The organism is Sutcliffiella horikoshii (genome assembly GCF_002157855.1).
GTDB lineage: Bacteria > Bacillota > Bacilli > Bacillales > Bacillaceae_I > Sutcliffiella_A > Sutcliffiella_A horikoshii_C.
This window is the reverse complement of the sequence record NZ_CP020880.1, coordinates 2,188,909-2,215,375: the sequence shown is the minus strand read 5'-3', so window position 1 is coordinate 2,215,375 and position 26,467 is coordinate 2,188,909. Positions and strand designations below refer to the sequence as shown.

Here is a 26,467-nt window from a genome sequence, read left to right as displayed (position 1 = left end):
TGATAAATTTTTTATTTTTTTTCTTCTTTTTGAAGTTTTTCCATTTTCCCGAAAGAGTCCTGGATGTCTGCAACCAATTTCTTCAGCTGCGCTTTTTGCTCTTTGGAGAAGTTATCTCCACTTAGTTTCACATTGTGTTTCTTTAAAACATTTTGAAGCATCATGTTTGTTGTTGCCTGGGTGAGTTTTGAAATCTCTCGTTGCATATCTTTGCTATCTGCCATTCTTACACCCCCTTTTTCTTATCTACCACATACTATGTATTTACGAGAGAAGAGAGTGGACGCCTGTCCCCTAGCAAACGTCCATTTTTACTAGATTTAGCAAAATAGGCGTAAAAACTATTAATAATATGCAATAAACGCTAGTTTTTGATGGGCCCTTGCTGGAGGGGAAGACTTTTATTCTGTGCGATGAGGACCTTTCGTGGTGGGATGTCTTTCTCCGAGCGGTGAGGGCCTGTTTTGGGTGAAAAAGGAACGTGGGATGTCTTCATCCGAGCGATGAGGACCTGTTTTGGGTAAAAAAGGAACGTGTGATGTCTTCATCCGAGCGATGAGGACCTGTCTTGGGTGAAAAAGGAATGTGGGATGTCTTCATCCGAGCGATGAGGACCTGTCTTGGGTGAAAAAGGAACGGAGGATGTCTTCATTCGTGCGATGAGGACCTGTCTACGCACGTAAAGGAACGAGAGCTGTCTTCATCCGTGCGATGAGGACCTCTCTGCGCACAAAAAGAAACGAGAGCTGTCTTCATCCGTGCAATGAGGACCTGTCTACGCACAAAAAAGAACGAGAGCTGTCTTCATAGCTTTACCTTAAGTTAAAAGTTAAATGAAACCATATAAAAAAGAACCGTCCGTATGCAACAGGCGATTCTTTCAGAAGTATAGGTTAACTTTGGTCTGCCGGGTAGACAAGACCTATTTGTTTGCGGGCTTCTTCTATTAACTCCATCGTTTGCAGGGAAGTATTAAGAGAGTTGATGGAAGATTCTTTTTCCCCAAATTTAATAAGGCGAATAAACTCTTCTGCTTCGTAAAACATAGACTGATCTTTTTGAGAAACCGTAATATCTTCCTCCGAACCGTCTTTATATTTAATCCGTATTTTTTCTGGTGTATGGATGGTATCTAAAATGATCGTTCCTTCTTCGCCTTGTATTTCGGAAGGAAGGTAGGAGTTTGCTATTTTAGAATAGGCAACCGAAGCATCCATTCCATCATACTGGAACAAGATACTTCCTTGCCCATCGACGCCCGATTCAAGCATATGGGCCATGGCAAATAAAGCTTTCGGCTTGCCGAACAACGCCACCATTGGATAGATGGTATAGATACCAATGTCCATTAAAGCTCCATTGGAAAACTCGGGCTTGAAAGCATTAAGTACCGTACCTTCCTTGTACTTATCATAGCGGGAAGAATACTGACAATAACTCGTGACATAACGTCTTATTTTCCCAATTTTATGCAGGTTTTCTTTCACTGCCAAGAAGTTTGGAAGGAGGGTGCTTTTCATTGCCTCCATCAAAACCACGTTATTTCTTTTTGCCGCAGCTATCATTTCCGATAATTCTCTAGTATTTGTTGCTATCGGTTTTTCGCATAACACATGTTTACCTTGGTTCATGCAGGCAATCGCTTGCTTTGCATGCAGGGAATTAGGGCTGGCTATATAAACTGCATCAAATTCGTTGCTTCTTGAAAACTCATTAAGATCTGTATATGTAGTAGTTACACTGAATTTTTCCCCAAAATTCTTTGCGGTTTCTTCTTTTCTAGAATAGACAGCCGTTAAACGGAAATCTTCAGACTCTAGTGCTGCATTGATGAATGATTCTGTTATCCAGTTGGTTCCGATCACGCCAAAACGTATCAAAATAATACCTTCTTTCTCTAATAGATGTAGACAGTATAGCAGAAATGGAGGAAAAGTAGCAAAAAAAGAAGGCACCTATAAAGGTGCCTTCCTGCGTATTGAGGCGAGGGACAGCATGACCACATTCATGCCTTGCTCAAAGAGCGCGTCCGTCGACTTACACAATTCAGCTCATCGCATTTATACTATACCACAGTTTGGAGGTGAAGCATAATAGATTGTTTATTCAGATAAAAAAGCTTTTTTCAAAAAAAAGGGTTTGAACTTTTATAATAGGTAGAATAAAGGAAATATAGGACTTAATAAGTAGAAAAGGTATAATGAAGGATGAGAATAAATATATGTATATAAAATAGTGTATGCGTCTAATATGTCAGGAGAGAGTAAGATGAAAGAGTATTTACAAAATAACCAATCAAATATGCTAGAGTTGTTGGAGAAACTAGTCAATATTGATAGTGGATCGACCTCTAAAGAGGGAATAGATCAGATTGGATCTATTTTATCAAAGGAGTATCGGTCTATCGGATTTTCGGTACAAGTGTTAGAGGAAGAAAAGTATGGAAATCACCTAGTCATCCAACATCCTTTAGCAAAAGATCCCAAAATAATAATAGTGGCACATATGGATACGGTGTTCCCTAACGGTACCGTACAAAGTAGACCGTTCAAAGTGGAAGGCGGCAGGGCATATGGACCTGGTGTCATTGATATGAAAGCCAGCCAAGTTTCCATACTCTATGCGATGAAAGCGTTAATTCACTCTCATTCTAAAGCATATCAGGATGTTGTTCTTGTGCTGAACAGTGATGAGGAGATAGGATCTCCGTCTTCAAAATCTTTAATAGAGAGCAAAGCAAAAGATAAAAAATATGCGCTTATTATGGAACCTGCAAGGAAAGACGGTTCCCTTGTGACAGCAAGAAGAGGAAAAGGAAAATATACGATAAATGTACGTGGGCGGGCAGCGCATTCCGGAATTGAGCCGGAAAAGGGAAGAAGTGCGATTGAAGAGCTTGCTCATAAAGTAATACAGTTACACGCACTCAATGATCATTCTAAGGGAATCAGTGTCAATGTAGGCTTGATTGAGGGAGGATCATCTGTCAATACTGTATCTGACAGTGCTATTGCCCATGTAGACATCAGAATCACAGAACGAGAACAGGCAATACCTATTGAACGAAAATTGGAAAAGATTTGTGCATCAACAGATGTCAAAGGTACAGAGGTCGAGCTGGTAGGGGAAATGAACCGGCTACCTATGGAGAAAACGGCACGAACAGAATCTTTGTTACATGTCATTGAGAAAGTTGGCGAACAGATAGGAGTTGAGGTGAAAGACACTGCTACAGGCGGTGGATCGGATGCCTCATTTACTGCTGCAATGGGTATTGCCACCGTTGACGGGATGGGTCCGGTTGGAGGAAATGCCCATAGTGAAGAAGAGTATTTAGAAATTCCATCTCTTACAGAACGAACAGAATTATTGGCCAAAACGATTGCGGCTTTGGGTGAGTAAAATTTGAAAAAGATGACCTTGGAGAAAATCTAAGGTCATCTTTTTTTATTCTTTTCAAAAAACATATTGTATTTTTATACATACGTAGTTATAATAATTCATATTATAAACGCATGGAGAGGATGAAAATCTTGAAGGTTGGAATTATCGGAGCGAACGGATATAGCGGTGCAGAACTTATAAGAATTTTAAAGCAACATCCAGAAGTGGAGTTGAGTTTTCTGGGTTCCCATTCTACAAGTGGAACACTCATCACCGAACAATATCCCCATTTAGAAGGCATTTCTGAGTGCAGATTAGAAGAAATGAATGTAGACGATATATTGGGAAGAGCCGATTTGTTCTTTTTTGCTACTCCCTCTGGAGTTGCTAAAAATCATGTTCATAGATTTGTAGATGAGGAGATTCCTTGCATAGATCTCTCTGGGGATCATCGGTTAAAAGATTCTCGTTTATACGACAAATGGTATAAATATTCATCAGCGCCGACTAGTGTTTTACAAAAATCTACATATGGGCTGCCAGAACTTTTTAGAGAAGATATCAAAAATGCGACTTTAATTGCCAACCCAGGATGCTATCCCACAGCAACATTAATCGGTCTTGCACCTTTATTAAAGAACAACTTAGTTCACCTAAACAGCATTATCATCGATGGTAAATCTGGAGTAACCGGCGCTGGCAGAAAAGCTTCCATGGGCACTCATTATTGCGAAGTTAATGAAAATGTAAAAGCTTATAAATTAGGAAACCATCAACACATCCCGGAAATGGAACAAGTTATTCAAACCTATACCCATTCTGATGCCACAATCACATTTACACCACATCTTGTACCAATGTCGAGGGGGATAATGTGCACAATCTATTGTGACTTGGCACAATCTTTGTCCACGAAAGATGCATTAGAACTATATCATGAATTCTATCGAAAAGAGTATTTTGTTCGAATCAGACAGGAGAACCAATGGCCCGCCACTAAAGAAGTTTATAGTTCCAACTATTGTGATCTTGGAATAGCAGTGGACGAAAGAACCAACAGAATCACCATCGTATCTGTCATTGATAATGTAATGAAAGGTGCATCCGGGCAGGCAGTTCAAAACATGAACATCATAAACGGCTGGAATGAACAAACAGGACTTAAGATCACTCCAGTTTATCCATAAATAAGAGGTGAGGATATGAAAGTGGATGTATTAGCGAAAAAAGAAAAATGGATTACCGTGGAACAAGGAAATATATGCACACCAAATGGCTTTTCAGCCGGTGGGCTACACTGCGGAATAAAACGGAAACGAAAAGATCTGGGCTGGATTTATAGTCAAGTTCCTGCAACCGCTGCAGCAGTCTACACAACCAATCAATTTCAGGCACCACCGCTTAAAGTTTCACAAGAAAGTATCAACACCAACGGAACGCTTCAAGGCGTCATCGTTAACTCAGGTAATGCTAACTCATGTACAGGAAAAGAAGGATTACAAAAAGCTTATAAAATGAGAGAAGTATTTGCCGAGAAAGCCTGTCTTAATGAGAACGATGTTGCAGTTATTTCCACAGGAGTGATAGGGGAACAACTGCCAATGAACAAGATCGTAACAGGTGTGAAATCGATATCAGCACTTGTAAACGGGTATGATGCGCCATCTTTTGAAGAAGCTATTCTGACGACAGACACCTTTACGAAACATATATGTCTTCAGTTAGAGACCGAAAGTAAAGTTTATACAATAGCAGGAGCGGCAAAAGGCTCGGGAATGGTACACCCCAACATGGCAACGATGCTTGGATTTGTCACAACAGATATCAATATAGAACATGAAGCATTACAACAAGCTTTAAGAGAAGTAACGGCAGAGACATTTAATATGATTACCGTGGACGGAGATACAAGTACAAATGACATGGTGCTTGTATTGGCAAATGGGATGGCTGGAAATGAAAAATGGACGCAAGATGACGAAGAATATGCTCTTTTTAAAGAAGGACTTCAAATAGTTTGCCAATCACTCTCTCAACAGATAGCACGAGATGGTGAAGGTGCTACAAAGCTAATTGAAGTACAAGTAAATGGGGCAGTAACAGCGCACGATGCCCAAGTGATTGCTAAAACCATTGTCGGTTCGAGTTTGGTAAAAACGGCGGTTTTTGGCCAGGATCCGAATTGGGGACGGATTGTGTCGGCTGTTGGGTATAGTGGAATCACCATTGATACGGAGAAAATTAAAGTGATGATTGGACCCATCTTAATCGTGGAGGATGGGATGCCTGTTACATTCTGCGAAGAAGAAGCTAAATCATATCTTAAGAATGAAAAAATAGACATAGTTGTAGACCTTTTATCAGGAAGTGAACATGCTACTGCGTGGGGGTGTGATTTGTCCTACGATTATGTACGAATTAATGCATCATATCGAACATAAAAGGAGGCCAAACAATGAAGTCGCTCGTAATAAAGTGTGGGGGCAGTACAGTGGAGAAACTTCCACCGTCTTTTTTTACTGAATTAGTAGAATTAAAAACCAAGCATTATATTCAACCAATCGTTGTTCATGGAGGAGGACCTTCTATTTCGAATATTCTATCCACACTAAATGTGGAAACCACTTTCGTCAACGGTTTAAGAAAAACGACGGAACCTGTATTGGAAGTTGTGGAGATGGTCTTGTCAGGATCGATGAACAAGCATCTTGTACGCCAGATAATGAAAGCTGGGGGAAATGCAGTAGGGTTAAGTGGGGTGGATGGAAAGTTACTTGTTGCAAAACCGATTTCCAATGCAGAAGAGCTTGGTTTTGTTGGAGAGATTGTGGAGGTCAACGCAGAGTTATTGACTGCTATCATGCAAAAAGGAATCATACCAATCATTTCACCAGTGGCTGTTGATACAAACGGTCAGCATTATAATGTCAATGCGGATTTGGCCGCCGCGGCTATCTCTATTGCTTTCCGATCTCCGTTATGCATGATCACTGATGTTGACGGGGTGCAGGTAGGAGGCTCTATTGCTTCAAGTTTATCAGATTTAGAAGTTTATAGACTTATAGAAGAGAATCAAATTACCGGCGGGATGATCCCAAAAGTGGAGGCAGCCGTTCAATGCTTGACGCAAGGCGTAAGTATGGTAGGTATTATAAATGGCACGGAGTATGATGCCCTCACAAGCTTTGCTATAAACGATCATCGCTTTGGTACTTCATTTTATCTTGAGGAGGTCATGGAGGAAAGTGTTTAAAACTACTAGTAACTACTCACCCATCATGAATACATACAGCAGGCTGCCTTTATCCATCCAAAAAGGAAAGGGAACGCTTGTCTGGTCTGATGACAATGAAGAGTATCTTGATTTCACTTCCGGCATAGCAACATGCAATCTCGGACACTGTCCATCTGAAGTAGAGAAGGCTCTTACGGAGCAATTATCTCAGATTTGGCATACGTCCAACCTTTATCATGTTCCGAAACAGGAAGAGCTTGCCTGCCTTTTAACGGAAAAAACATGTTTTGATCAAGTGTTCTTTTGTAATAGCGGCGCAGAGGCAAACGAAGCTGCCATTAAGCTTGTAAGAGCTTTTGCTAACAAAAATGGCGATAAGCAAGCTAACATGGTGACTTTTCAACAAAGCTTTCACGGCAGAACCTTGGCTACAGTGGCTGCTACAGGGCAAGAAAAAATAAAGTCCGGATTTGAACCAATGCCAGAGGGATTTATCCACTTGCCTTATAATGATTTTGATTCTCTCGAAACTATAAAAGATATGGCTCCAACTGCCGTTATGCTCGAACTTCTTCAAGGCGAGGGGGGAGTGGTTCCGGCTAATCCTGATTGGGTTAAGAGATTGTCGGACATATGTAAAGAAAATGGGATTCTGCTTATTGTTGATGAAGTACAAACGGGAATGGGGCGTACAGGGAGTTTATTCTTATACGAACAATATCATTTAGAGCCAGACATCATGACACTTGCGAAAGGACTGGGATCTGGGTTTCCAATTGGTGCAATGCTAGCTAAAGAGGAAGTCGCCCTTGCTTTTTTTCCTGGAATGCACGGAAGCACTTTTGGTGGAAACCCCTTGGCAAGCACTGCCGGAATGACAACATTAAATGTGATATGCGAACCCGAATTTCTTAACAAAACAGGGGAGCAGAGTCGATTACTTCTAAGTGAGCTTGAAAGGTTTCAAGAGGAATTTTCTTTTATCAAGGAAATAAGGGGAATAGGCATGCTGCTTGGTCTCGAAATTAGCGGAAATGCAGTGGATTTGGTCAAATTAGCATTAGAAGAAAAACTGTTAATCTTGACTGCCGGTCCCAATGTGGTAAGACTACTTCCTCCCCTTACTGTATCAGAAGAAGAAGTAAACTCTTTTGTTCAAAAATTCACTAAGGTTCTACAGAAGTTTAGGGAGGTACATCATGGATAATGGATATTTAGTACTGGAAACAGGGGAGGTTTTCCCCGGTAAGTTAATAGGAAGTAAGGAGGGTGCGATTGGGGAAGTGGTTTTTAACACCAGTATGACAGGTTATCAAGAAATCATGTCAGACCCCTCCTATGCCGGTCAAATTATCGTCTTTTGCTATCCGTTAATTGGAAACTATGGCATAAACCCTCAAGATTATGAAGCAGAGAGCATTTACGCTAAAGGCGTCATTATGGGAGAGGCGTGTCATTTGCCTAACCACTACTCTTCTGAAGTAGCAGCACCTGAACTTTTGGAGAAATTAAACATCAGCGGCCTAAGTGATGTAGATACAAGAGAGCTCGTTAAAACCATACGTAGAAGTGGATCCGTAAAAGGATACATTACGGATTCTGTTAAAGACTTTCCCACGGTGAAAGAAACAGAAAATTGGGTGGAATACGTATCCACTTCTAAAGTGAAAAACTATCCAGGGAAAGGCCCTCATATTGTTTTGCTGGATTATGGATATAAAAAGTCTATCTTAGAGGCGCTGCTTTATGCAGATTGTCAGGTGACAGTGGTCCCATACACCACAAGTTTGCAAGAGTTGCAAGCACTTCAACCTGATGGCGTATTGCTAAGCAATGGACCCGGAAATCCAGAAGTCTTAAAAAATCACCTTCCAAAAATAAAAAACATTGCAGAAAAGTTTCCGACGCTAGGTATTTGTCTAGGGCATCAATTGTTAGCACTGGCATTTGGTGCAATAACAGAAAAGCTGCTTTTTGGACATCGAGGCGGTAATCACCCAGTGAAAGATCTTGCAACAGGGAAAGTTTTTATAACGTCCCAAAATCACAGCTATAACGTAAAAGAGGAATCTATCAATCATGAGATTTTTTCTATCACCTACAAAAATATTAACGATGGGACAGTGGAAGGCCTACAACATAAACATCTTCCTGCTCTGAGTGTTCAATTTCACCCGGAAGCACACCCTGGTCCGCAGGATACTAATTTCATCTTCGAAAAGTTTTTAACTATCATCCACGAAAAAACAGGAGTAATGTCATATGCCATTTAATGAGAAAATAAAAAAAGTGTTGGTAATTGGTTCAGGACCCATCGTCATCGGTCAAGCAGCGGAGTTTGACTATGCCGGCACACAAGCTTGTCTTGCCCTTAAAGAAGAGGGAATAGAAGTAGTCCTTGTTAACAATAATCCAGCAACCATCATGACGGATTCCGATATTGCAGATCATGTTTATATGGAACCTTTAACAGTGGAAAGTCTAGAAAAAATTATCGAGAAAGAGAAGCCGGACGGAATTATCGGAACGCTCGGCGGGCAGACAGCACTGAACCTGATAGTAGAGCTTTCGGGTAAAGATATCTTGAAGAAACATAATGTTTCTGTTCTTGGAACATCCGTCGCCTCCATTCAACAAGGAGAAGACAGAGAACTTTTTCGAACACTTATGATGGAATTGAATGAACCAATACCCGAATCTCAAATTGTCCACTCTATAAAAGAAGGAATGGATTTTGTAAAAAAAATTGGATACCCGATCATTGTTAGACCTGCTTATACATTAGGCGGGGAAGGCGGGGGATTTGCCTATAACGATCAAGAGCTTCATATGTTACTGAAAAAAGGGTTGCATCTAAGTCCTATAAATCAAGTATTAATGGAAAAAAGCATTAAAGGCTGGAAAGAAGTAGAGTATGAGGTAATGAGAGATGAAAATGACACATGCATAATCGTGTGCAATATGGAAAACTTCGATCCAGTCGGCGTTCATACGGGAGATTCCATTGTGGTGGCACCTTCCCAAACACTCACAGATAGACAATATCATATTTTAAGAAATGCGAGTTTAAAAATAATAAGAAACTTGAAAATTGTCGGGGGTTGCAATATTCAATTTGCTATGGATCCTAATTCAGATAATTACTATATTATTGAAGTGAATCCTCGAGTCAGCCGTTCATCTGCCCTTGCATCAAAGGCAACTGGTTATCCGATTGCAAGAATTGCAGCAAAATGTGCCATCGGTTATCACTTGGACGAAATTATAAATCCTATAACAGGATCCACCTTCGCTTCCTTTGAACCTGCTCTGGACTATATAGTAGTAAAACTACCGAGGTTTCCGTTTGATAAATTCCCAGAAGCTGATTCCACCCTCAGTACGCAAATGAAGGCGACTGGAGAAGTACTTGCCATTGACCGCACATTTGAAGGAGCATTAAATAAAGGACTACGTTCTATGGAGATGAAAATAAATGGAATCACCCATCCAGCATTAGACGTAATGAATGAAAATCAATGGTTGGAATTACTTAAGGAACCGACTCATTTGAGACTTTTTGCGATTACTCATGCTTTAGGACAGGGCATGTCCATAGAATCCATACAGGAAATGACGTTTATTGATAAGTGGTTTCTTCATAAATTAAACCAAATGGTCATGCTTGAAAAACATCTTTCCACTAAGTGTTTAGATACATTAGAGCTTGACTTCTTAAAGAAAGCTAAACACCAAAATATAAGTAATGAGAGACTTTGTTCGTTATTAGGGTGCGAGAGTATTGCATTAATGTCGCACTTGAAAAAAAATCAACTCTTTCCATCCTATAAATTGGTGGACACATGTGCTGCTGAATTTGAAGCTATCACACCATACTACTATTCCACCTATAATGGAGCGGATGAGGTAGATGTTAGTGAGAACAAAAAAGCACTTGTTATTGGTTCTGGTCCAATCCGTATCGGTCAAGGAATCGAGTTTGACTATTGCTCTGTTCATGCAGTGAAAGCATTAAAGAAAGCCGGCTATGAAACAATTGTTGTAAACAATAATCCCGAAACCGTCAGTACCGACTTTTCAGTAGCAGATAAACTTTACTTCGAACCTATTACAATAGAAGATATCGTACCAATTATCCAAAAAGAAAAGGTGGACCTCGTCTTTATTCAATTTGGAGGTCAGACTGCCATCAATCTTGCTGAGGGACTAAAGGATGAAGGTGCCATAATCGCAGGAACTAGTATCGAATCAATTGACAAGCTAGAGGACCGATCCCACTTCTATGCATTATTGGAATCAGAAGGCATTCCTCATATAGAAGGAAAAATAGTGGAACAAAGCAGTCAATTAAAAGCAGAAGCACAGGCTTTAGGATATCCGGTATTGGTACGTCCTTCCTATGTGATAGGAGGGCAGTCTATGTACACCATTTATGACGATGAAGAAATTAACTCATTTCATGATATACACCAACATAATGAGTCATTATGGCCTTTATTAGTAGACCTTTATGTGCCGGGACTTGAATGCGAGTTGGATGTCATTTCAGACGGAGAGCAAATATATATCCCAGCCATTTTTGAACATATTGAAAAGGCAGGAGTTCATTCAGGTGACAGCCTTGCAGTGCTTCCTTCCATTTCCCTATCAAACCAGATGAAAGAAAGACTAGTAGAGTATACAAAGAAAATATGTAATGCAGCGCAAATAATTGGCATTGCCAATATTCAGTTTGTTATTAATGGCGATAATATCTATATGTTAGAAGTAAATCCAAGAGCATCCAGAACAGTCCCGATTGTGAGTAAAGTGACAGATGTTCCAATGATTGAACTTGCAATCAAAGCACAATTAGGCGAGAAGCTTAGTCAATCTGGACTAGGAGAAAATCCGGGTTTCTGGACCGTCAAAGCACCTGTCTTTTCCAATACAAAATTAAAAGATGTGGATCATGTTTTAGGACCAGAAATGAAGTCTACTGGAGAAATTATCGGACTTGGCATGACGTTAGAAGAGGCGTTGAGTAAAGCATTGTTCCTTGGTAAAAAGAGCTCATTCTCTCTCATGCAAGAAGAAAAGATAGTTTTTTGCTCCATTGCAGATCGTGAAAAAGAGAATGCTCTTCCACTTATGAAAGAACTTGTGAACAAAGGATTTTCTATCATGGCAACAATAGGGACAGCTGATTTCTTAAAAGAAAATAATGTAAAAGTGAGCAGTATTTTTCAAAAGGATATAGACAAAGTATTAAAAATGGAGAAGTTTGCTGCGGCAATCATCATCCCTACAATTGGAAGAGAAAAGGCGCGTAACGGAGCGGTGTACAGAGCATTATGCACCATGAACGGAATAAGAACCTTTACTTGTTTAGAAACCGCTCAACAAGCCATTATGCTGGAAGATACCATCCATCAAAATTATCAAACTATAAAAGATTATATAAAAAATAAAAAGAGAGAGGTTGAATATTTATGCAAAGTGTACTAAAATGGGAAACGAACAAGGAGACCTATCACATTAGTCAATCTCATTTTTTGACACTTGGATCCTTTTCACAAGAAGATATTTATTTTTTATTAGAAGATGCTATTAAACTAAAAAAATATCAAAAAGAGGGAATACCTCATCCATTTTTACAAGGTAAAGTTCTTGCCATGCTATTTGAGAAGGCTTCTACAAGAACAAGAGTATCGTTTGAAGTCGGCATGCTGCAACTTGGTGGTCATGCCATTTTCCTAAGTTCCAATGATATTCAATTAGGGCGGGGCGAGTCACCGGCAGATACAGCAAAAGTTCTGTCCCGTTATGTAGATGGATTGATGATACGGACCTTTGACCATGAGATATTAGAAGATTTTGCACGTCATTCGGACGTCCCAATCATTAATGGCCTTACCGATTCACATCACCCTGCTCAAGTATTGGCAGACCTTTTGACCATCAAAGAGCATAAGGGGAAATTAAAAGGCTTAAAAATTTGTTATTTGGGCGATGGCAACAATAATATGGCTCATTCTTTAATAGAAGGTGCAGTAAAAGTCGGCATGGACATTTCCATCGCTTGTCCTCCTGGTTTCAAACCAGATCAGTCCATACTCACCTCAATGAAGAAGGAAACTCTCTTAACAGGTTCTTCTATACAGGTCGGAGAGTGTCCTGTTGAAATGATCAAAGACGCAGATGTAGTCGTAACAGACGTGTGGACCAGTATGGGCCAAGAAGCAGAATCAAAAAAAAGACTTAAAGTTTTTGCGCCTTATCAAGTAAATAAAGAGCTTTGCAAACATGCTAAGGAAGATTTCATCTTTTTACACTGCCTGCCAGCACACCGCGGGGAAGAGGTAACTGCTGAAATCATTGATGGACCCCATTCTGTTGTATTTGATGAAGCTGAAAACAGACTTCATGCACAAAAAGCCATTTTGAAGGCTTTGCTCGGCAACTAAATTTTTTTACACTAAAATGTATAAAAATACAATAACGTAGATTTTTATACCAGAGGAGGAAATTGATATGAAAAAAGAAAAAGTGGTTTTGGCCTATTCTGGAGGACTTGATACTTCTGTTTCTGTTAAATGGTTACAAGAGAAATATGGCTATGATGTGATAGCGCTTGGTCTTGATGTTGGAGAGGGCAAAGATTTGGAATCGATTAAACAAAAGGCTCTCGATGTCGGTGCAATTAAAGCTATTATGGTTGATGCAAAAGAGATGCTTGCCAAAGATTATATTGTACCTGCACTAAAATCAAATGCGATGTATGAGGGGAAATACCCTCTATCATCCGCATTGTCTCGTCCGCTTATTTCAAAGCTGCTTGTACAAGTAGCAGAGGAAGAGGGAGCGGTAGCGGTGGCACATGGTTGCACCGGGAAAGGGAACGATCAAGTTCGTTTTGAAGTTTCCATTCAAGCACTAAATCCTAATTTGAAAGTCATTGCACCTGTTCGTGAGTGGGGGATGACAAGAGACGAGGAAATTGAATACGCAGTTAAGCATAACATCCCAATCCCGGTTAATTTGGAAAATCCATTTTCCATCGATGCAAATATTTGGGGCAGAGCATGTGAAGCAGGGGTGCTGGAAAATCCATGGAATGAAGCACCAGAAGCTGCTTTTGATTGGACTAACCCGATTGAACTGACACCAGATCAACCGGAATACGTTGAAATAAGTTTTGAAAAGGGTGTACCGGTAGCACTAAATGATAAGCAAATGGGCCTGGTTGATTTAATCGAAGAACTAAATCTGGTTGGGGGAAAACATGGGGTTGGAAGAATCGATCATATCGAAAACCGCTTGGTCGGAATCAAATCAAGAGAAGTATACGAAAACCCTGCAGCTCTTATTCTTATTCAAGCACATAAGGAACTGGAGTTTTTGACACTTCCAAGAGAAGTTAGCCAGTTTAAATCTACCATTGATGAGCAAATGGCGAAAGTCATCTATGAAGGACTGTGGTACTCTCCATTAGTGAACGCACTAGGAGCATTTATTGAAGAGACACAGAAAAATGTAACAGGGAAAATTCGCGTGAAACTACAAAAAGGCAATCATACTGTAGTAGGACGCCAATCGCTATACAGCCTTTACAATGAAGAGCTTGCAACCTATTCCAAAGGGGATATGTTTGATCATAATGCAGCAGTAGGGTTCATCAAACTCTGGGGACTTCCTACAAAAGTATACGCAGAAATCCACAACAAACAAAAAGTGACACTTTAATAGATGGAGTAACTTCCAGTAACCTTGTTGATTGTAGTGGAAGGTGCGCAGACGCCCGTGGGAGGAAGGGACAGGGGAGACCCCGCGGAGGCCACTGAAAACGGAGATTTCATGTTAATGGTTATTTCTAGCTGTTGATTGGAGCAAAGGGCGAAGACTCCTGAGGGAGAAAGCGCTAAGTGGAGACCCTGCAGGCTAAGCCGAGGAGGCTCCAGCAGCGCCCCTAGGAATGCGTAGCCATTTGTGGAGATCAACAGCGGATGTCGAAACAACCTCTATAACATAAAAATTCCAGTGGCTTCCAAAGTAGCAAGGAGGCTTCCGGACCGCCCGCAGGCAAGCGAAGCGCCTGGAACGGAAATCAACAGTTAATACGTAAACTTACAGTAAAAGGAGGCAACAACATGACAAAGCTCTGGGGTGGAAGATTTACAAAAGAAACAAACAAACTAGTAGAAGAGTTCACAGCATCCATCGAATTCGATAAAGAACTCGCACTAGAAGATATCCAAGGAAGCATGGCACATGTTCAAATGCTAAGTGACTGCAACATCATCCCAAAAGACGACGCAAAAACAATCCAACATGGACTCCAAGTGATCCAAAACAAAATAAATGCAGGCGATGTCGAATTCTCCGTTGCACATGAAGACATTCATATGAACATTGAAAAACTGTTAATAGATGAAATCGGACCGGTAGGCGGAAAGCTTCACACAGGAAGAAGCCGTAATGACCAAGTGGCAACAGATATGCACTTATATCTTAAAAAACAAACAGAAATGATCATTTCACTGCTGACAGAAGTACAAAGTTCTATCTTAATAAAGTCTAAGGAAAATGTGGAAACCATTTTACCGGGTTACACACATTTACAACGCGCCCAGCCTGTTTCATTTGCACACCATTTAATGGCATATTTCTGGATGTTTGAGCGTGACAAGGAGCGTTTACAAGATAGCCTGAAGCGAATCAATTGGTCACCGCTTGGAGCGGGTGCATTGGCCGGGACCACTTTCCCGATAGATCGAGCACAGACTGCCTCCTTATTAGGATTCGATAAAATATACCCTAACAGCATGGATGCCGTCAGTGACCGTGATTTTATCGTCGAGTTTTTATCTCATGCATCCCTTATCATGACACACATTTCACGCCTTTCAGAAGAAATGGTCATTTGGTCCAGTCAGGAATTCCAATTCATTGAACTAGACGACTCTTTCTGTACAGGTTCAAGTATTATGCCGCAAAAGAAAAATCCAGATGTACCAGAATTGCTTCGAGCTAAAACTGGCAGAGTATACGGAAATCTCGTTGGACTTTTGACAGTCCTAAAAGGGTTGCCATTGGCATACAACAAAGACATGCAGGAAGACAAAGAAGGGATGTTCGATACAGTCAAGACACTGGTCGGTTCTTTGAAATTGTTGGCACCAATGATCCACACGATGACAGTAAATGAAACAAAAATGTATGAAGCAGTATCAAAAGATTTTTCAAATGCAACCGATATTGCCGATTACTTAGTGACAAAAGGTCTTCCATTTAGACAGGCTCACGAAATAATAGGGAAAATTGTACTTTATGCCATTAATCAGGATAAATACCTCTTAGGCCTGACACTGGATGAGTATAAGGAATTTTCCCCGTTATTTGCAGAAGATATTTTCAAGTTGCTTCATCCAAAACACGTGGTTGGCGCCAGAAAGAGTGAAGGCGGCACATCCTTCGAACAAGTAGAAAGTCAGCTAGCATTAGCAGATAAACTACTATATGATGCTGTACCTTCTTCATAATTTGCAAAACGCAATGCCCTCGTTCACAATGGAATTATATTCATGTGAAGGAGGGTGTTTTTATGAAATTACATAACAAAAAAGTAATCCAATTAGTAAGTGACGATTTTGAGGATTTAGAGCTTTGGTATCCGGTTTTACGTTTGCGAGAAGAAGGTGCAGAAGTAGTCATTGCAGGGGAAAAGGCAGGTACGACTTACATCGGAAAATATGGAGTGCCGATTCAATCCGATATTTCTTTTCACGATGCAAATCCAGCAGATTATGATGCCATCTTGGTTCCTGGAGGATGGTCGCCAGATAAACTTCGTAGATATGAAGATATACTTACCATGATTCGTACCATGGACGAACAAAAGAAACCAATCGGTCAAATTTGTCATGCAGGCTGGGTATTGATTTCAGCAAAAATACTTCAAGGGAAAAAAGTAACTAGTACACCTGGAATTAAAGACGATATGATAAACGCCGGAGCAGAGTGGGTCGATGAAGCCGTAATTGTCGACGGAAATATCATTTCCAGCAGAAGACCACCAGACCTTCCAGACTACATGAGAGAGTTCATCCGAGTGCTAGCCGACTAAAGAGATAGAGATTATGCTAAAACCAAGTTGATTGTAGTGGAAAGCGAAGCGCCTGGAACGGAAATCAACTGTTAAAGCTATCATAGGGGGAGAAACATTGAAAAAAATATATAAAGTTGGAGTAGTTGGGCTAGGGGTTGTGGGCCAGCGGCTAATTTCAGCATTCCATAAAAACGAAAATATTCAAATCGCCGCAGTGTGCGACTATAATAAAAATTTAGCAAAAGAAACAGCCCTTGAATACGGGAATATTGCTTACTTTTCTGATTACAATGAACTCATGCAACAAAATGAAATCGATTTTGTCTATGTCGCGGTGCCACCAGCTGTTCATTACGATGTTGTAATGTCCGCTTTTCAACACAAAAAACATGTACTTTGTGAAAAACCACTTGCCAATTCTGAGGAAGAAGCAGAAGCTATGGTACGCCTTGCAGAAGAATCTGGTTTAATACATGCGATGCATTTTCCTCTTGTATATGAAAAAGCATTTGCAACGATAGAAGATCTTATCAGCAAAAACTCATTTGGAAAAATAAAGCGCATTACCTTAAAGATGCACTTCGATCAGTGGCCAAGACCTTGGCAACAAACAAATTGGATAAATTCTAGGAAACAAGGGGGATTCATCAGGGAAATCTCCCCACACTATCTTCAAATGATCCTCCATTTTTTCGGTCCTGTGAAAGAAGTCAAAAGTTATGTGGATTACCCTTTCGATTCTCAGTTGAGCGAGCAAGCTGTTATTGCCATGCTTACTCTTGAAAATGAAGCGCGTGTTCTGATTGATGGACTTGTAGGGCAAGCGGAAAATGAAGAAATTTCCTTTACTATACATGGGGAAAATCAGAGCCTTTCATTAATTAACTGGAGAAAGGTCAAATTGGCCAACAAAGGAAAAGAATGGGTAGAGATTATGGATTCAGAGTTAGTTAACTCAAAAGGTAGCTTGGTCGAACATTTTGTTAAAAGATTAAATAATGAACAAGCGGTTCTTGTCGATTTTGAAGAAGGTTTACAGGTTCAACGTGTGTTAGAACAACTGATACGATAACACAGTTACCAAATTTATCTCTTTTTTATCATTATTACCAATAATACTTTCAGGTGAAATTGCAAAACTAAAAAAGTATTAATGATGAAAAGGAGATGTACAAATGACAAAACTTTTGAAAGTAACGGTAATTACTGCTTTTGCATTATCATTAGTGGTCGGTTGTAACAATAATGCAACTAACAACAATGATAATATGGATAATAACAACAACACGGCTTTTCTGGATAATGACAATGGCAATGGAATTACACATGTAAGAAACGATGCTCGAGGTATGGGCCAAAGTGCAGATGTGCAAGAAATCAACAATGGATACTTAACAATTGATCAAAACTCTTTCAGCACATCCATCCCAAGCGAAAAGTTCCCGCATGTTGAGAAATTCCAGCAAGAAGGACCATTTGCGATTTACAAGTTCCAACAGGAAACACCTCAGGGCCAACAAGGGCAACCTGCACCGGCTCAGCCAGAACAAAAACAAGCTCCACAAGGCGGGCAAGCTGCACCACCTGAAAATCAACCTGCAGAAGAACCTGCTGACGATAATCAACAGCAAGCTGAAGAATCAACAGAAGGTATTTCAGAAACAGAAATGAAAGTAATAGAACTTACAAATGCGGAGCGCCGCAAAAATGGATTATCAGACCTTAAAGCTGATGCTTCATTAAGCAACGTTGCTCGTGATAAGTCCAAAGATATGCAAACAAATAATTACTTTTCTCACACAAGTCCAACTCATGGATCACCATTCGATATGATGAGAGACTACGGTATTTCCTATAATACTGCCGGAGAAAATATTGCAATGGGTCAACGTTCTCCAGAAGAAGTGGTTCAAGCATGGATGGACAGTGAAGGGCACCGTAAAAATATTCTAACTCCAGATTTCACGCACATCGGTGTTGGTTATGTAGAAGAAGGCAACTATTGGACACAAATGTTTATCGGTAAATAAAATAAAAAGCAAATCTAGTCAGATGATTAGATTTGCTTTTTATTATTTTAAATAATTGTATTGTGGAATAATCGTTAGGGTATTTCTTCATCTGATCGTTACGATGAAGACATCAGTGACGAGAAAAAAGGAGCAGAGAAGTCTTCATAGAGGTAATGAAGACAGCAGTGACGAGAAAAAAGGAGCAGAGAAGTCTTCATAGAGGTAATGAAGACAGCAGTGACGAGAAAAAAGAAGCAGAGAAGTCTTCATAGAGGTAATGAAGACATCAGTAACGAGAAAAAAAGAGCAGAGAAGTCTTCATAGAGGTAATGAAGACATCAATGACGAGAAAAAAGGAGCAGAGAAGTCTTCATAGAGGTAATGAAGACATCAGTAACGAGAAAAAAGGAGCAGAGAAGTCTTCATAGAGGTAATGAAGACATCAGTAACGAGAAAAAAAGAGCAGAGAAGTCTTCATAGTGATATGCTCCCTTTTAAGTAGAGAGATTAAAAAACAAAAATCTGTTTCCGTTAAGGGGAGTATTTATTATGTCAAAAAAAGATAACTCTTTCGATATCAAAATCAACGTCATACGGGCTTGGGAAAATAGAACGCACACAATTACAGATTTAGCCCATATAAATAACGTTAGTCCATCCACAATATATAATTGGATAGATAGATATGAAAGTCTGGGGGAGAACGGTTTATACCCTGTCTCGAATGAATATTCTAAGGAATTTAAGCTTAAGGTAGTCCAGGAATACCTTAAGGGGGGGTACTCTCAAAAAGAACTTGTTAGGAAGTATGAAATTTCAGGTAAATCTGTCCTCCAAAAATGGATTAAGAATTATAATAGTCATAGAGAGCTAAAGGATACTTCAAAAGGAAGGAAGTTCACTATGACTAACAAAAGAAAAACTACCTTAAATGAACGAATAGAGATTGTGCACTATTATCTTGAGAACGGCTTGGATTTTCATAAGGCAGCTGAGACCTTTCAGGTCTCTTACCAACAAGTATATCAATGGGTAAAAAAGTATGAGAATGGTGGCGAAGAAGCCCTCCAAGATAAACGTGGGCGGAAGAAGGAAGAAGTGGAACTTTCTCCTGAACAGAAAATACAGCGAGAGATGCAGAGGCTTGAAAGGGAAAATGAACGATTGCGAGCTGAGAACGCATTTCTAAAAAAGTTAGAGGAGATCGAAAGGAGGCAAAAATAAGTCAGGTACGCCATGAGGAGAAATATTTAGCTATTCAGGAACTAGAACAGGAAGAAGGATTTTCTATCGTGATGCTCTGTGACATTGCGGAGATTGCCCGGTCTGCCTATTACAAATGGTTGAAGCGCGAGCCTTCAAAACGTGAACGGGAAAGTGAAAAATTAATGAAAGAGATTACTACTTTATTCGAAAAAGTGAAGGGGATTTATGGTTATCGAAGAGTGACCATGACTTTGAATAGAAGGTTAGGAACATCTTATAACCATAAACGAATCTATAGATTAATGCGTGTTTTAGGAATTCAAAGTATTATTCGAAGAAAAAAGAGCCGCTATAAAAAAGCGACCCCTAATCATATTGCCAAAAACTTGTTAAACCGGGAATTCCAAGCGGAAAAGCCGAATGAAAAGTGGGTGACGGACGTTACAGAGTTTAAGTTCGGTAAGGCCACAAAAGCTTATTTGAGTGCCATTCGAGATTTATATGATGGAGCTATTATTAGTTATGTTTTAGGACTTAAAAATAACAATCAGCTAGTGTTTAAAACCTTGGATCAAGCAACTACCATGTTGAATGGTGAACAGCCGCTTTTACATAGTGATCGAGGGTTTCAATATACCCACCTTGAATTCAAAAGAAAAATTGACAAAGCAAACATGACTCATAGTATGTCCCGAGTTGGACGGTGTATAGATAATGGTCCAATAGAGTCTTTTTGGGGGACATTGAAATGCGAAAAGTATTATTTGGAGAAATATGAAACGTTCGACGATCTTGAAGAGGCGATTGATGAGTACATTCAATTTTATAATCATGACCGCTATCAAAAACGTTTAAACGGCCTTAGCCCGTTAGAATACAGGGCTAAGACAGCTTAGTCTTGTTTTATTATTTCAAGTGTCTACTTGACAGGGGGCAGTTCATAGAGGTAATGAAGACATCAGTAACGAGAAAAAAGGAGCAGAGAGGTCCTCATACCAGTCAAGGATGAAGCGTAAAGGCAAGCTCCGGCCAATACTTCAATGTATATGAGACCTTGATTACTTTTCGGCGGTTACCCTTGGATATTTATTTTTATTATTTTAAAATGTTTAAGTAATTCTCCGTTTAGGGAATAGAGTTCATAGAACAACTTACATATATGATCGGAGGAGTACGAAATGACAATTAATTTAGAATATACGGATAAGGTGACAAAACATACATGTGAAAATGAATTTGGAGTATTAAAAAAGGTGATTGTGTGTCCGCCAACTCATATGAGCATAGCGGAAGTGATTAACGAAACACAAAAACATTTCTTGGAAGATAATATTGATGAGACGTTGGCAACAAAGCAACATCGTAATTTTGTTCAAGCCATGATGGAAAATGGGGTCGATGTAAATAGTCTACCTCCAAGTGAAGAATTTCCAGAACAGGTTTTCACAAGAGATATCGGCTTTACCCTTGGAGATACCGTTTTTGTTTCGAATATGGGCAGTGATATTAGGTCCGGTGAAGAAACAATCCTAAAGTCGTGGCTAGATGAACAACACCTATCATATACACCTTTCTCAGGTTACAGTGTGGAAGGCGGAGATATCATCATTGACCGTGATATCGTGTACATTGGAATAAGTGGCAGAACAAGCATGAAGGCCTTGGAGCATATTAACCAATCCCTTTCAGAGTATACTGTTCAACCTATACCGATAGACAAATCATATCTCCATTTAGACTGTGTATTTAATGTCATTTCGCCGACAGAGGCATTGGTTTTCTCTCCTGCACTTAGGGAAGAAGAATTAAACTTCTTATCCAAAAGATATGAATTGATTGAAGTATCTAAAGAAGAACAATTCACGATGGGTACGAATGTATTGTCTATTGGCAATAAAAAGATTTTCAGTCTGCCGTGCAATAAACAAGTGAATGAGCAACTTCGCAACAGGGGCTATGATGTAGTGGAAGTAGATATTTCTGAGATCATCAAATCTGGTGGTTCGTTCAGATGTTGCACATTGCCATTGCTCAGAGGCGGAATATGAGAGGTGGGTGTGGGAATTGTCACGACTCGTTAAATTCTTGAAAAGATTGGGTCTTGAAATGAAAAAAGACCGTGCAACTGGATTGGCAGCTGAACAGGCCTATTACTACATGCTATCATTATTTCCTTTGTTAGTGCTCGCATTATCCATTATTCCTTATTTGAATATGGATCCGCAAAAAGTGATAGAGTTCTTACAAACAATGATGCCACCGGAGACTGTTGCAGTATTCGAAGAAAATATCAATGAATTCGTAAATAAACCGAACGGAGGACTGTTGACCTTTGGAATACTCGGAACAATCTGGTCAGCCTCAAACGGGATGAACGCCTTTATCAGTGCGATGAATGAAGCGTTTAATGTTGAAGAAAGCAGGCCGTTCTATCTGGTAAGACTTCTCTCTATCGGGCTTACTATCGGATTGATTTTTGCTTTCCTTATTGCATTTTTCCTACCTGTCTTTGGTGGAATCATCATTAAACAGCTTGAATCGGTTATCTATATTCCAGGAAGTACAGCCATCATATTAAATATTCTTAGGTTTATCATTGCGTTTTTCGTAATATTTACGATTATTGCGGTTCTGTATCGCATTGCACCTGATATAGGTAAGTCATTTAAACAGTTATTACCAGGTGCAATAGTTGCAACAGTAATCTGGCAGCTTGTATCCTTGGGCTTTTCATTTTACGTTAGTAATTTTGGTAATTATTCCGCAACCTATGGAAGCCTGGGCGGGGTAATCATCTTGATGTTATGGTTATTTTTAACAGGTCTTGCCCTTGTCATCGGAGGCGAGATCAATGCCATCTATCATAAAGATCGGATTACTACCAGCTCGAATAAATATCACGATGAAAAATTCACAGCATTATAATAACAAAAGCACCGTTTCCCTTAATGGATAACGGTGCTTTTGCTTGATAACGTTACTTACATGCCGCGTTCATACTCATGAAGCTTTTGTTTTGAACTACTCTTAAATACATTTGGAAGTTTCTTCATTTCTGCAACTGTAAAGGTAAAGACAGATTTCTTCCAATCCATATCATTTTTAATGGCCTCTTGTTTACTTTTTAATTGATCTACCTGTTCTTGTATAGCATTGTTCTCTTCCTGAAGTCGCTCACTCACCGAATTTATATAGGATAGAGTGGGGTTCGTTTTTTTGCGAAAAGAGATAAATGCAACACTAAGCAAAATAATGGATACTCCGAGAATTCCAATACTTAAATATACTAATAGCATTTCTTCCTCCTCCTTTGACTACATATAAAATAAATACCCCACAGCTAATGAAAAAAACATGGTAAGTTTCTAATGGCGTAAAAAAGAAACCCAGGCAAGGAGCCGTGGGTTTCTCGAGTTTCGAAATTTTAAATTAACTTTGCTTGATTTCTTCTTCGAAATAAAAGGTTTTAGGGTTTTCTTTTATGGTGTAGGAGTATCTTTTTAAATTGGGGACGTAGTTGAATTTTAAGATGGTAACTTCCTCGCCAGTGCTTTTCAAAATGACTTTTTCATTGTCTTGGAACTTGTTTTTTTGTTTCATTAATGTTCCTTCTTTCCATTTGGAATTCTAATCATTCTTTCATTATCTCATAAATTAAGGAGTAATCCCACTTAATCCTCAAATATATTTTCTCCAATCCCGTATAATTATAGAAAATGGTGGTAGAAACTGGCTTGAGAGGTTACACTATAAAGAGAGGTAAGTTCCTTTGGTATCCTGGTGTTAAGATTCGCCGTCTAAAGGTGTGAAGCCGACACACAGAGAGGATGACCTATATGTCATGTCTATTTTACCAAGCAAAGGCTGGAGACGGGTTGAAAAAAAGAGGATTGAAAAGATCTGAAACTTTTCTTGAAACCGCAGAGGATGCTGTTTCAGAAGCCCTTGGTTTAAAAGAACGGATGGATAAAGCTTATAAAAATAATATAACATGGGACTATGAAGAACGGATGAAAGGCTCTACTAATAAAGTGAAAATCCTTAAAGGATATTTAGATGGAGACAAAAATTCCAATCCTTTTTACCTTGAAATTTCAACATTAGAAAGTGCAGATAAAATCGCCGTTGCTCCCATCAAACCAAAGACGATCTCTAAGCAAGATAAAAAAGTACTGAAAAATGTTATAAGTTTTTACAAATAAATCAAAATGAATGGCCAAGATTCCAACAAAAATTGTTGAATGAATCTTGGCTTTTTTATTTTGATAATGTTTGTGATATAGTTTGGTAATGCAAAAAATGATGAGTTGAGGAAAGATTAAATGAAGACAATCCAATATATCAACGAATGGAAAAAGGCATTACAGGCTGAAATACAACACTTAAAAAAATTTGGGAGCACCAAATACCTGATAAATAACGGACATCTTATCTCAAGTGATAAAGGGTTTACTTACTTTTTTGAAACCTATACTCCCGTAAGGATTCCTGTAGGTTCGCTAGTGAAAGTGGAATGGGGAGGAATCAAAACGGAAGGGAAAATTCTCTCATCAGAAGGAAAGAATGTTATTGTTTCCTTTGAACAATCGCTCGGAGATATGATAACAGAAGCGTATCTTTTTCATGATCCGTGGGAGCTTTTAGATCAGCTTTTTCAAAGGCTTGATGAATTGAAAGAAAGTAAGAAAAAAAGAAGCCGCATTAATAGATTGATGCATCCTGACATGAAGCCAAAGCACCCTACCGACATTATTAAAAGTAGTGTACATGAATTGATTCTCCGTTCAAAATACAATCCTGTAACGTATGTTTGGGGGCCACCTGGAACCGGAAAAACCTATACTTTGGCAAGGGTTGCAGCTAACAAATATTTTAAAAAGAAGAAAGTTTTGCTCTTATCTCACAGTAACCAGTCTGTAGATGTATTGATGCGAGAAATTTCAATTTTTCTTTCTAAGCAAGAACGCAATAGAGAAGGTGATGTATTGAGGTATGGGTCACATAATAGTGACATATTAGCCAACCTCCCAGCCATTACAACTTCACAACTACTACAAAACCGTGATCCATTACTTGCTAATGACAGAGATCAGCTGATGGAAGAACGGAAATATTTAAAAAACGATTTATCTAAATCCTTTAGTAAAAGGGATTCGGAATCGTTGCTCAAACTTGAAACAAAAGTAGCTAGAATACTGGAGAAGATAAGGCAAAAAGAAGTGGATTTTCTAGAAGAAGCGTCCATCATTGGCACTACGCTCGCTAAAGCCGCATTGGATCCTGCCATTTATGAAAAAGATTATGACGTGGTCATTGTGGATGAGGCTAGTATGGCGTATGTACCTCAATCTGCTTTTGCAGCCTCACTTGCCAAACATATCATCATTTGCGGTGATTTCAAACAACTACCGCCTATTGCTTCAGCAAGACATGAGTTAGTAGACAAGTGGTTAAAAGAAGATGTGTTCCATCGTACAGGAGTAGCAGACAACGTTCATTCCTCCCAATTGCATCCTCATTTATTCCTATTAAAAGAACAACGGAGAATGCACCCTGATATTTCGGCATTTACAAACAAATATATTTATCACTCCCTTGTAGGAGACCATTCAAGTGTGAAAAAGAATAGGCAAGACATTACGAGGCAGCAACCATTCCCTGATCAAGCTTCCGTTTTGCTTAATACGAGCTATACCGGAGAGCATGCATTCATTGAAAAAAGCAGCAGGTCCCGAATTAACTTGTGGCATCTCCTACAATCTTTTCAACTAATACATGAAGCATATTTAGAAGGTGGAAGATCTATCGGTTATATTTCTCCATACCGAGCGCAGGCACAGTGGATGGATATATTGCTGCAAGACATTTATGGAGCTGAAATGGAAACAGCTGAGATTGTATCTGCAACGGTCCACCGTTTTCAAGGAAGTGAGCAGGATACTATCATATTTGATTCTGTCGATAGCTACCCTTTGGAGAGACCGGGAATGTTGTTAGTCGGAAAAGAAAGTGAACGCCTGATAAATGTTGCAATCACAAGATCTAAGGGTAAGTTCATTCACGTCTGTGACAGTAAATTTATGAAGCAGAAGGTATCTTACAATAAGGTTATTAGGAAATTGGTGGAGTATCAAGAATCGTCGCAGTTTCATGTACAACCATTTGAAATTGGTACATGGATTAAGCATCACCATCCTAAGGTTCAATGGATGCATGCTAGAAAATGGGATAGAGTGTTGGAAGACATGAAGCTCTCCAACACAACAATCACCATAGGCTTAAGAGACCGAAATGCCCTTCCTAAAGAATGGGAAAGCAACCTAACCAAGTGGAAGAAAAGGGTATCCATCATTACAGAGGAAGTAACGTTTCCTTTTATCATGATCGACAATCACATACTTTGGCTTGGAGTGCCTGTAGAGGCAACCACAAACACAAAACCACCCTTTGTAAGTGTTAGGATGGAGTCACTGGCCATATGCAGGGAAATTTGTCATCAGTTTGGTTTATAAAGGTCCATTTGCGAGGACCCTGGTTTTGCTT

The 26,467-nt window shown here is 39.5% G+C and carries 22 protein-coding genes; 18 read left to right on the top strand and 4 right to left on the bottom strand.

The window, feature by feature from the left end; all coding sequences use genetic code 11:
* Positions 1-11: 11 nt before the first annotated feature.
* On the bottom strand, positions 12-224 hold the full coding sequence (locus B4U37_RS11375) for a hypothetical protein (protein WP_010199436.1): 213 nt from the start codon (positions 222-224) through the stop codon (positions 12-14).
* A 669-nt stretch (positions 225-893) separates the two neighbouring features.
* Positions 894-1,880 (bottom strand): Gfo/Idh/MocA family protein, encoded by a 987-nt coding sequence (locus B4U37_RS11370; RefSeq protein ID WP_088018315.1) that lies wholly within the window; start codon positions 1,878-1,880, stop codon positions 894-896.
* A gap of 388 nt (positions 1,881-2,268) precedes the next feature.
* On the opposite strand from B4U37_RS11370, the gene B4U37_RS11365 reads away from it, so the two are divergent.
* From B4U37_RS11365 to B4U37_RS11290, 16 genes are all read left to right on the top strand, one after another.
* A complete protein-coding gene (locus tag B4U37_RS11365; RefSeq protein WP_088018314.1) occupies positions 2,269-3,402 on the top strand; it encodes a M20 family metallopeptidase in 1,134 nt (377 codons plus the stop codon).
* Positions 3,403-3,533: 131 nt separating this feature from the next.
* Positions 3,534-4,571, top strand: coding sequence for an N-acetyl-gamma-glutamyl-phosphate reductase (gene argC, locus B4U37_RS11360; RefSeq protein WP_088020265.1), 1,038 nt, complete (start codon positions 3,534-3,536; stop codon positions 4,569-4,571).
* A gap of 15 nt (positions 4,572-4,586) precedes the next feature.
* Positions 4,587-5,825 (top strand): bifunctional ornithine acetyltransferase/N-acetylglutamate synthase, encoded by a 1,239-nt coding sequence (argJ, locus tag B4U37_RS11355; protein ID WP_088018313.1) that lies wholly within the window; start codon positions 4,587-4,589, stop codon positions 5,823-5,825.
* Positions 5,826-5,839: 14 nt separating this feature from the next.
* On the top strand, positions 5,840-6,637 hold the full coding sequence (gene argB / locus B4U37_RS11350) for an acetylglutamate kinase (RefSeq protein WP_088018312.1): 798 nt from the start codon (positions 5,840-5,842) through the stop codon (positions 6,635-6,637).
* A complete protein-coding gene (locus B4U37_RS11345) occupies positions 6,630-7,826 on the top strand; it encodes an aspartate aminotransferase family protein (protein ID WP_088018311.1) in 1,197 nt (398 codons plus the stop codon). Before argB ends, B4U37_RS11345 begins: the two co-directional genes overlap by 8 nt.
* Positions 7,819-8,892, top strand: a complete 1,074-nt coding sequence (locus B4U37_RS11340; RefSeq protein WP_088018310.1) for a carbamoyl phosphate synthase small subunit — start codon at positions 7,819-7,821, stop codon at positions 8,890-8,892. The genes B4U37_RS11345 and B4U37_RS11340 overlap by 8 nt, the downstream gene beginning before the upstream one ends.
* A complete protein-coding gene (carB, locus tag B4U37_RS11335; RefSeq protein ID WP_088018309.1) occupies positions 8,882-12,106 on the top strand; it encodes a carbamoyl-phosphate synthase (glutamine-hydrolyzing) large subunit in 3,225 nt (1,074 codons plus the stop codon). The genes B4U37_RS11340 and carB overlap by 11 nt, the downstream gene beginning before the upstream one ends.
* Positions 12,091-13,065 carry an ornithine carbamoyltransferase gene (gene argF, locus B4U37_RS11330; protein ID WP_088018308.1) on the top strand — a complete coding sequence of 325 codons (975 nt, stop codon included), beginning with the start codon at positions 12,091-12,093 and terminating at the stop codon, positions 13,063-13,065. The genes carB and argF overlap by 16 nt, the downstream gene beginning before the upstream one ends.
* Positions 13,066-13,132: 67 nt before the next feature.
* A complete protein-coding gene (locus B4U37_RS11325; protein WP_088018307.1) occupies positions 13,133-14,344 on the top strand; it encodes an argininosuccinate synthase in 1,212 nt (403 codons plus the stop codon).
* Positions 14,345-14,748: 404 nt separating this feature from the next.
* Positions 14,749-16,140: an argininosuccinate lyase gene (gene argH, locus B4U37_RS11320; protein ID WP_088018306.1), complete on the top strand. Its 1,392-nt coding sequence runs from the start codon at positions 14,749-14,751 to the stop codon at positions 16,138-16,140.
* A gap of 62 nt (positions 16,141-16,202) precedes the next feature.
* Complete coding sequence (locus B4U37_RS11315) at positions 16,203-16,724, top strand: type 1 glutamine amidotransferase domain-containing protein (RefSeq protein WP_088018305.1); 522 nt, start codon at positions 16,203-16,205, stop codon at positions 16,722-16,724.
* Between the two features lie 97 nt (positions 16,725-16,821).
* Positions 16,822-17,778: a Gfo/Idh/MocA family protein gene (locus tag B4U37_RS11310; protein ID WP_157663772.1), complete on the top strand. Its 957-nt coding sequence runs from the start codon at positions 16,822-16,824 to the stop codon at positions 17,776-17,778.
* A gap of 103 nt (positions 17,779-17,881) precedes the next feature.
* Complete coding sequence (locus tag B4U37_RS11305; RefSeq protein WP_245839954.1) at positions 17,882-18,736, top strand: CAP domain-containing protein; 855 nt, start codon at positions 17,882-17,884, stop codon at positions 18,734-18,736.
* Between the two features lie 531 nt (positions 18,737-19,267).
* A protein-coding gene (locus B4U37_RS11300) for an IS3 family transposase (RefSeq protein ID WP_088018303.1) occupies positions 19,268-20,820 on the top strand; the annotation gives its coding sequence in 2 pieces (ribosomal slippage) (positions 19,268-19,904 and positions 19,904-20,820; 1,554 coding nt in all).
* A gap of 282 nt (positions 20,821-21,102) precedes the next feature.
* On the top strand, positions 21,103-21,972 hold the full coding sequence (locus B4U37_RS11295) for a dimethylarginine dimethylaminohydrolase family protein (RefSeq protein ID WP_088018302.1): 870 nt from the start codon (positions 21,103-21,105) through the stop codon (positions 21,970-21,972).
* A 16-nt stretch (positions 21,973-21,988) separates the two neighbouring features.
* The gene (locus tag B4U37_RS11290) at positions 21,989-22,849 is read left to right on the top strand and encodes a YihY/virulence factor BrkB family protein (protein ID WP_088018301.1); all 861 of its coding nucleotides are present in this window, start codon (positions 21,989-21,991) and stop codon (positions 22,847-22,849) included.
* A 56-nt stretch (positions 22,850-22,905) separates the two neighbouring features.
* Here B4U37_RS11290 and B4U37_RS11285 read toward each other — a convergent pair whose 3' ends face one another.
* Both B4U37_RS11285 and B4U37_RS22210 read right to left on the bottom strand, forming a co-directional pair.
* The gene (locus tag B4U37_RS11285) at positions 22,906-23,220 is read right to left on the bottom strand and encodes a hypothetical protein (protein WP_088018300.1); all 315 of its coding nucleotides are present in this window, start codon (positions 23,218-23,220) and stop codon (positions 22,906-22,908) included.
* Positions 23,221-23,353: 133 nt separating this feature from the next.
* Positions 23,354-23,524: a hypothetical protein gene (locus tag B4U37_RS22210; RefSeq protein WP_010199486.1), complete on the bottom strand. Its 171-nt coding sequence runs from the start codon at positions 23,522-23,524 to the stop codon at positions 23,354-23,356.
* Between the two features lie 236 nt (positions 23,525-23,760).
* On the opposite strand from B4U37_RS22210, the gene B4U37_RS11280 reads away from it, so the two are divergent.
* A complete protein-coding gene (locus tag B4U37_RS11280; protein WP_088018299.1) occupies positions 23,761-24,126 on the top strand; it encodes a hypothetical protein in 366 nt (121 codons plus the stop codon).
* 120 nt (positions 24,127-24,246) lie between these two features.
* Entirely contained in the window at positions 24,247-26,436 is a 2,190-nt protein-coding gene (locus B4U37_RS11275; RefSeq protein ID WP_088018298.1) for a DEAD/DEAH box helicase, read from the top strand.
* The last annotated feature ends 31 nt before the right edge of the window (positions 26,437-26,467 follow it).

What these genes read in the sequence shown, in the direction of transcription:
- B4U37_RS11315 (WP_088018305.1), top strand. Translation starts at nt 16,203, where the DNA reads ATGAAATTACATAACAAAAAAGTAATCCAATTAGTAAGTGACGATTTT.
- argJ (WP_088018313.1), top strand. Translation starts at nt 4,587, where the DNA reads ATGAAAGTGGATGTATTAGCGAAAAAAGAAAAATGGATTACCGTGGAA.
- carB (WP_088018309.1), top strand. Translation starts at nt 8,882, where the DNA reads ATGCCATTTAATGAGAAAATAAAAAAAGTGTTGGTAATTGGTTCAGGA.
- B4U37_RS11295 (WP_088018302.1), top strand. Translation starts at nt 21,103, where the DNA reads ATGACAATTAATTTAGAATATACGGATAAGGTGACAAAACATACATGT.
- argB (WP_088018312.1), top strand. Translation starts at nt 5,840, where the DNA reads ATGAAGTCGCTCGTAATAAAGTGTGGGGGCAGTACAGTGGAGAAACTT.
- B4U37_RS22210 (WP_010199486.1), bottom strand. Translation starts at nt 23,524, where the DNA reads ATGAAACAAAAAAACAAGTTCCAAGACAATGAAAAAGTCATTTTGAAA.
- B4U37_RS11285 (WP_088018300.1), bottom strand. Translation starts at nt 23,220, where the DNA reads ATGCTATTAGTATATTTAAGTATTGGAATTCTCGGAGTATCCATTATT.
- B4U37_RS11365 (WP_088018314.1), top strand. Translation starts at nt 2,269, where the DNA reads ATGAAAGAGTATTTACAAAATAACCAATCAAATATGCTAGAGTTGTTG.
- B4U37_RS11340 (WP_088018310.1), top strand. Translation starts at nt 7,819, where the DNA reads ATGGATAATGGATATTTAGTACTGGAAACAGGGGAGGTTTTCCCCGGT.
- B4U37_RS11375 (WP_010199436.1), bottom strand. Translation starts at nt 224, where the DNA reads ATGGCAGATAGCAAAGATATGCAACGAGAGATTTCAAAACTCACCCAG.
- argF (WP_088018308.1), top strand. Translation starts at nt 12,091, where the DNA reads ATGCAAAGTGTACTAAAATGGGAAACGAACAAGGAGACCTATCACATT.
- B4U37_RS11275 (WP_088018298.1), top strand. Translation starts at nt 24,247, where the DNA reads ATGAAGACAATCCAATATATCAACGAATGGAAAAAGGCATTACAGGCT.
- B4U37_RS11325 (WP_088018307.1), top strand. Translation starts at nt 13,133, where the DNA reads ATGAAAAAAGAAAAAGTGGTTTTGGCCTATTCTGGAGGACTTGATACT.
- B4U37_RS11305 (WP_245839954.1), top strand. Translation starts at nt 17,882, where the DNA reads ATGACAAAACTTTTGAAAGTAACGGTAATTACTGCTTTTGCATTATCA.
- B4U37_RS11280 (WP_088018299.1), top strand. Translation starts at nt 23,761, where the DNA reads ATGTCATGTCTATTTTACCAAGCAAAGGCTGGAGACGGGTTGAAAAAA.
- argH (WP_088018306.1), top strand. Translation starts at nt 14,749, where the DNA reads ATGACAAAGCTCTGGGGTGGAAGATTTACAAAAGAAACAAACAAACTA.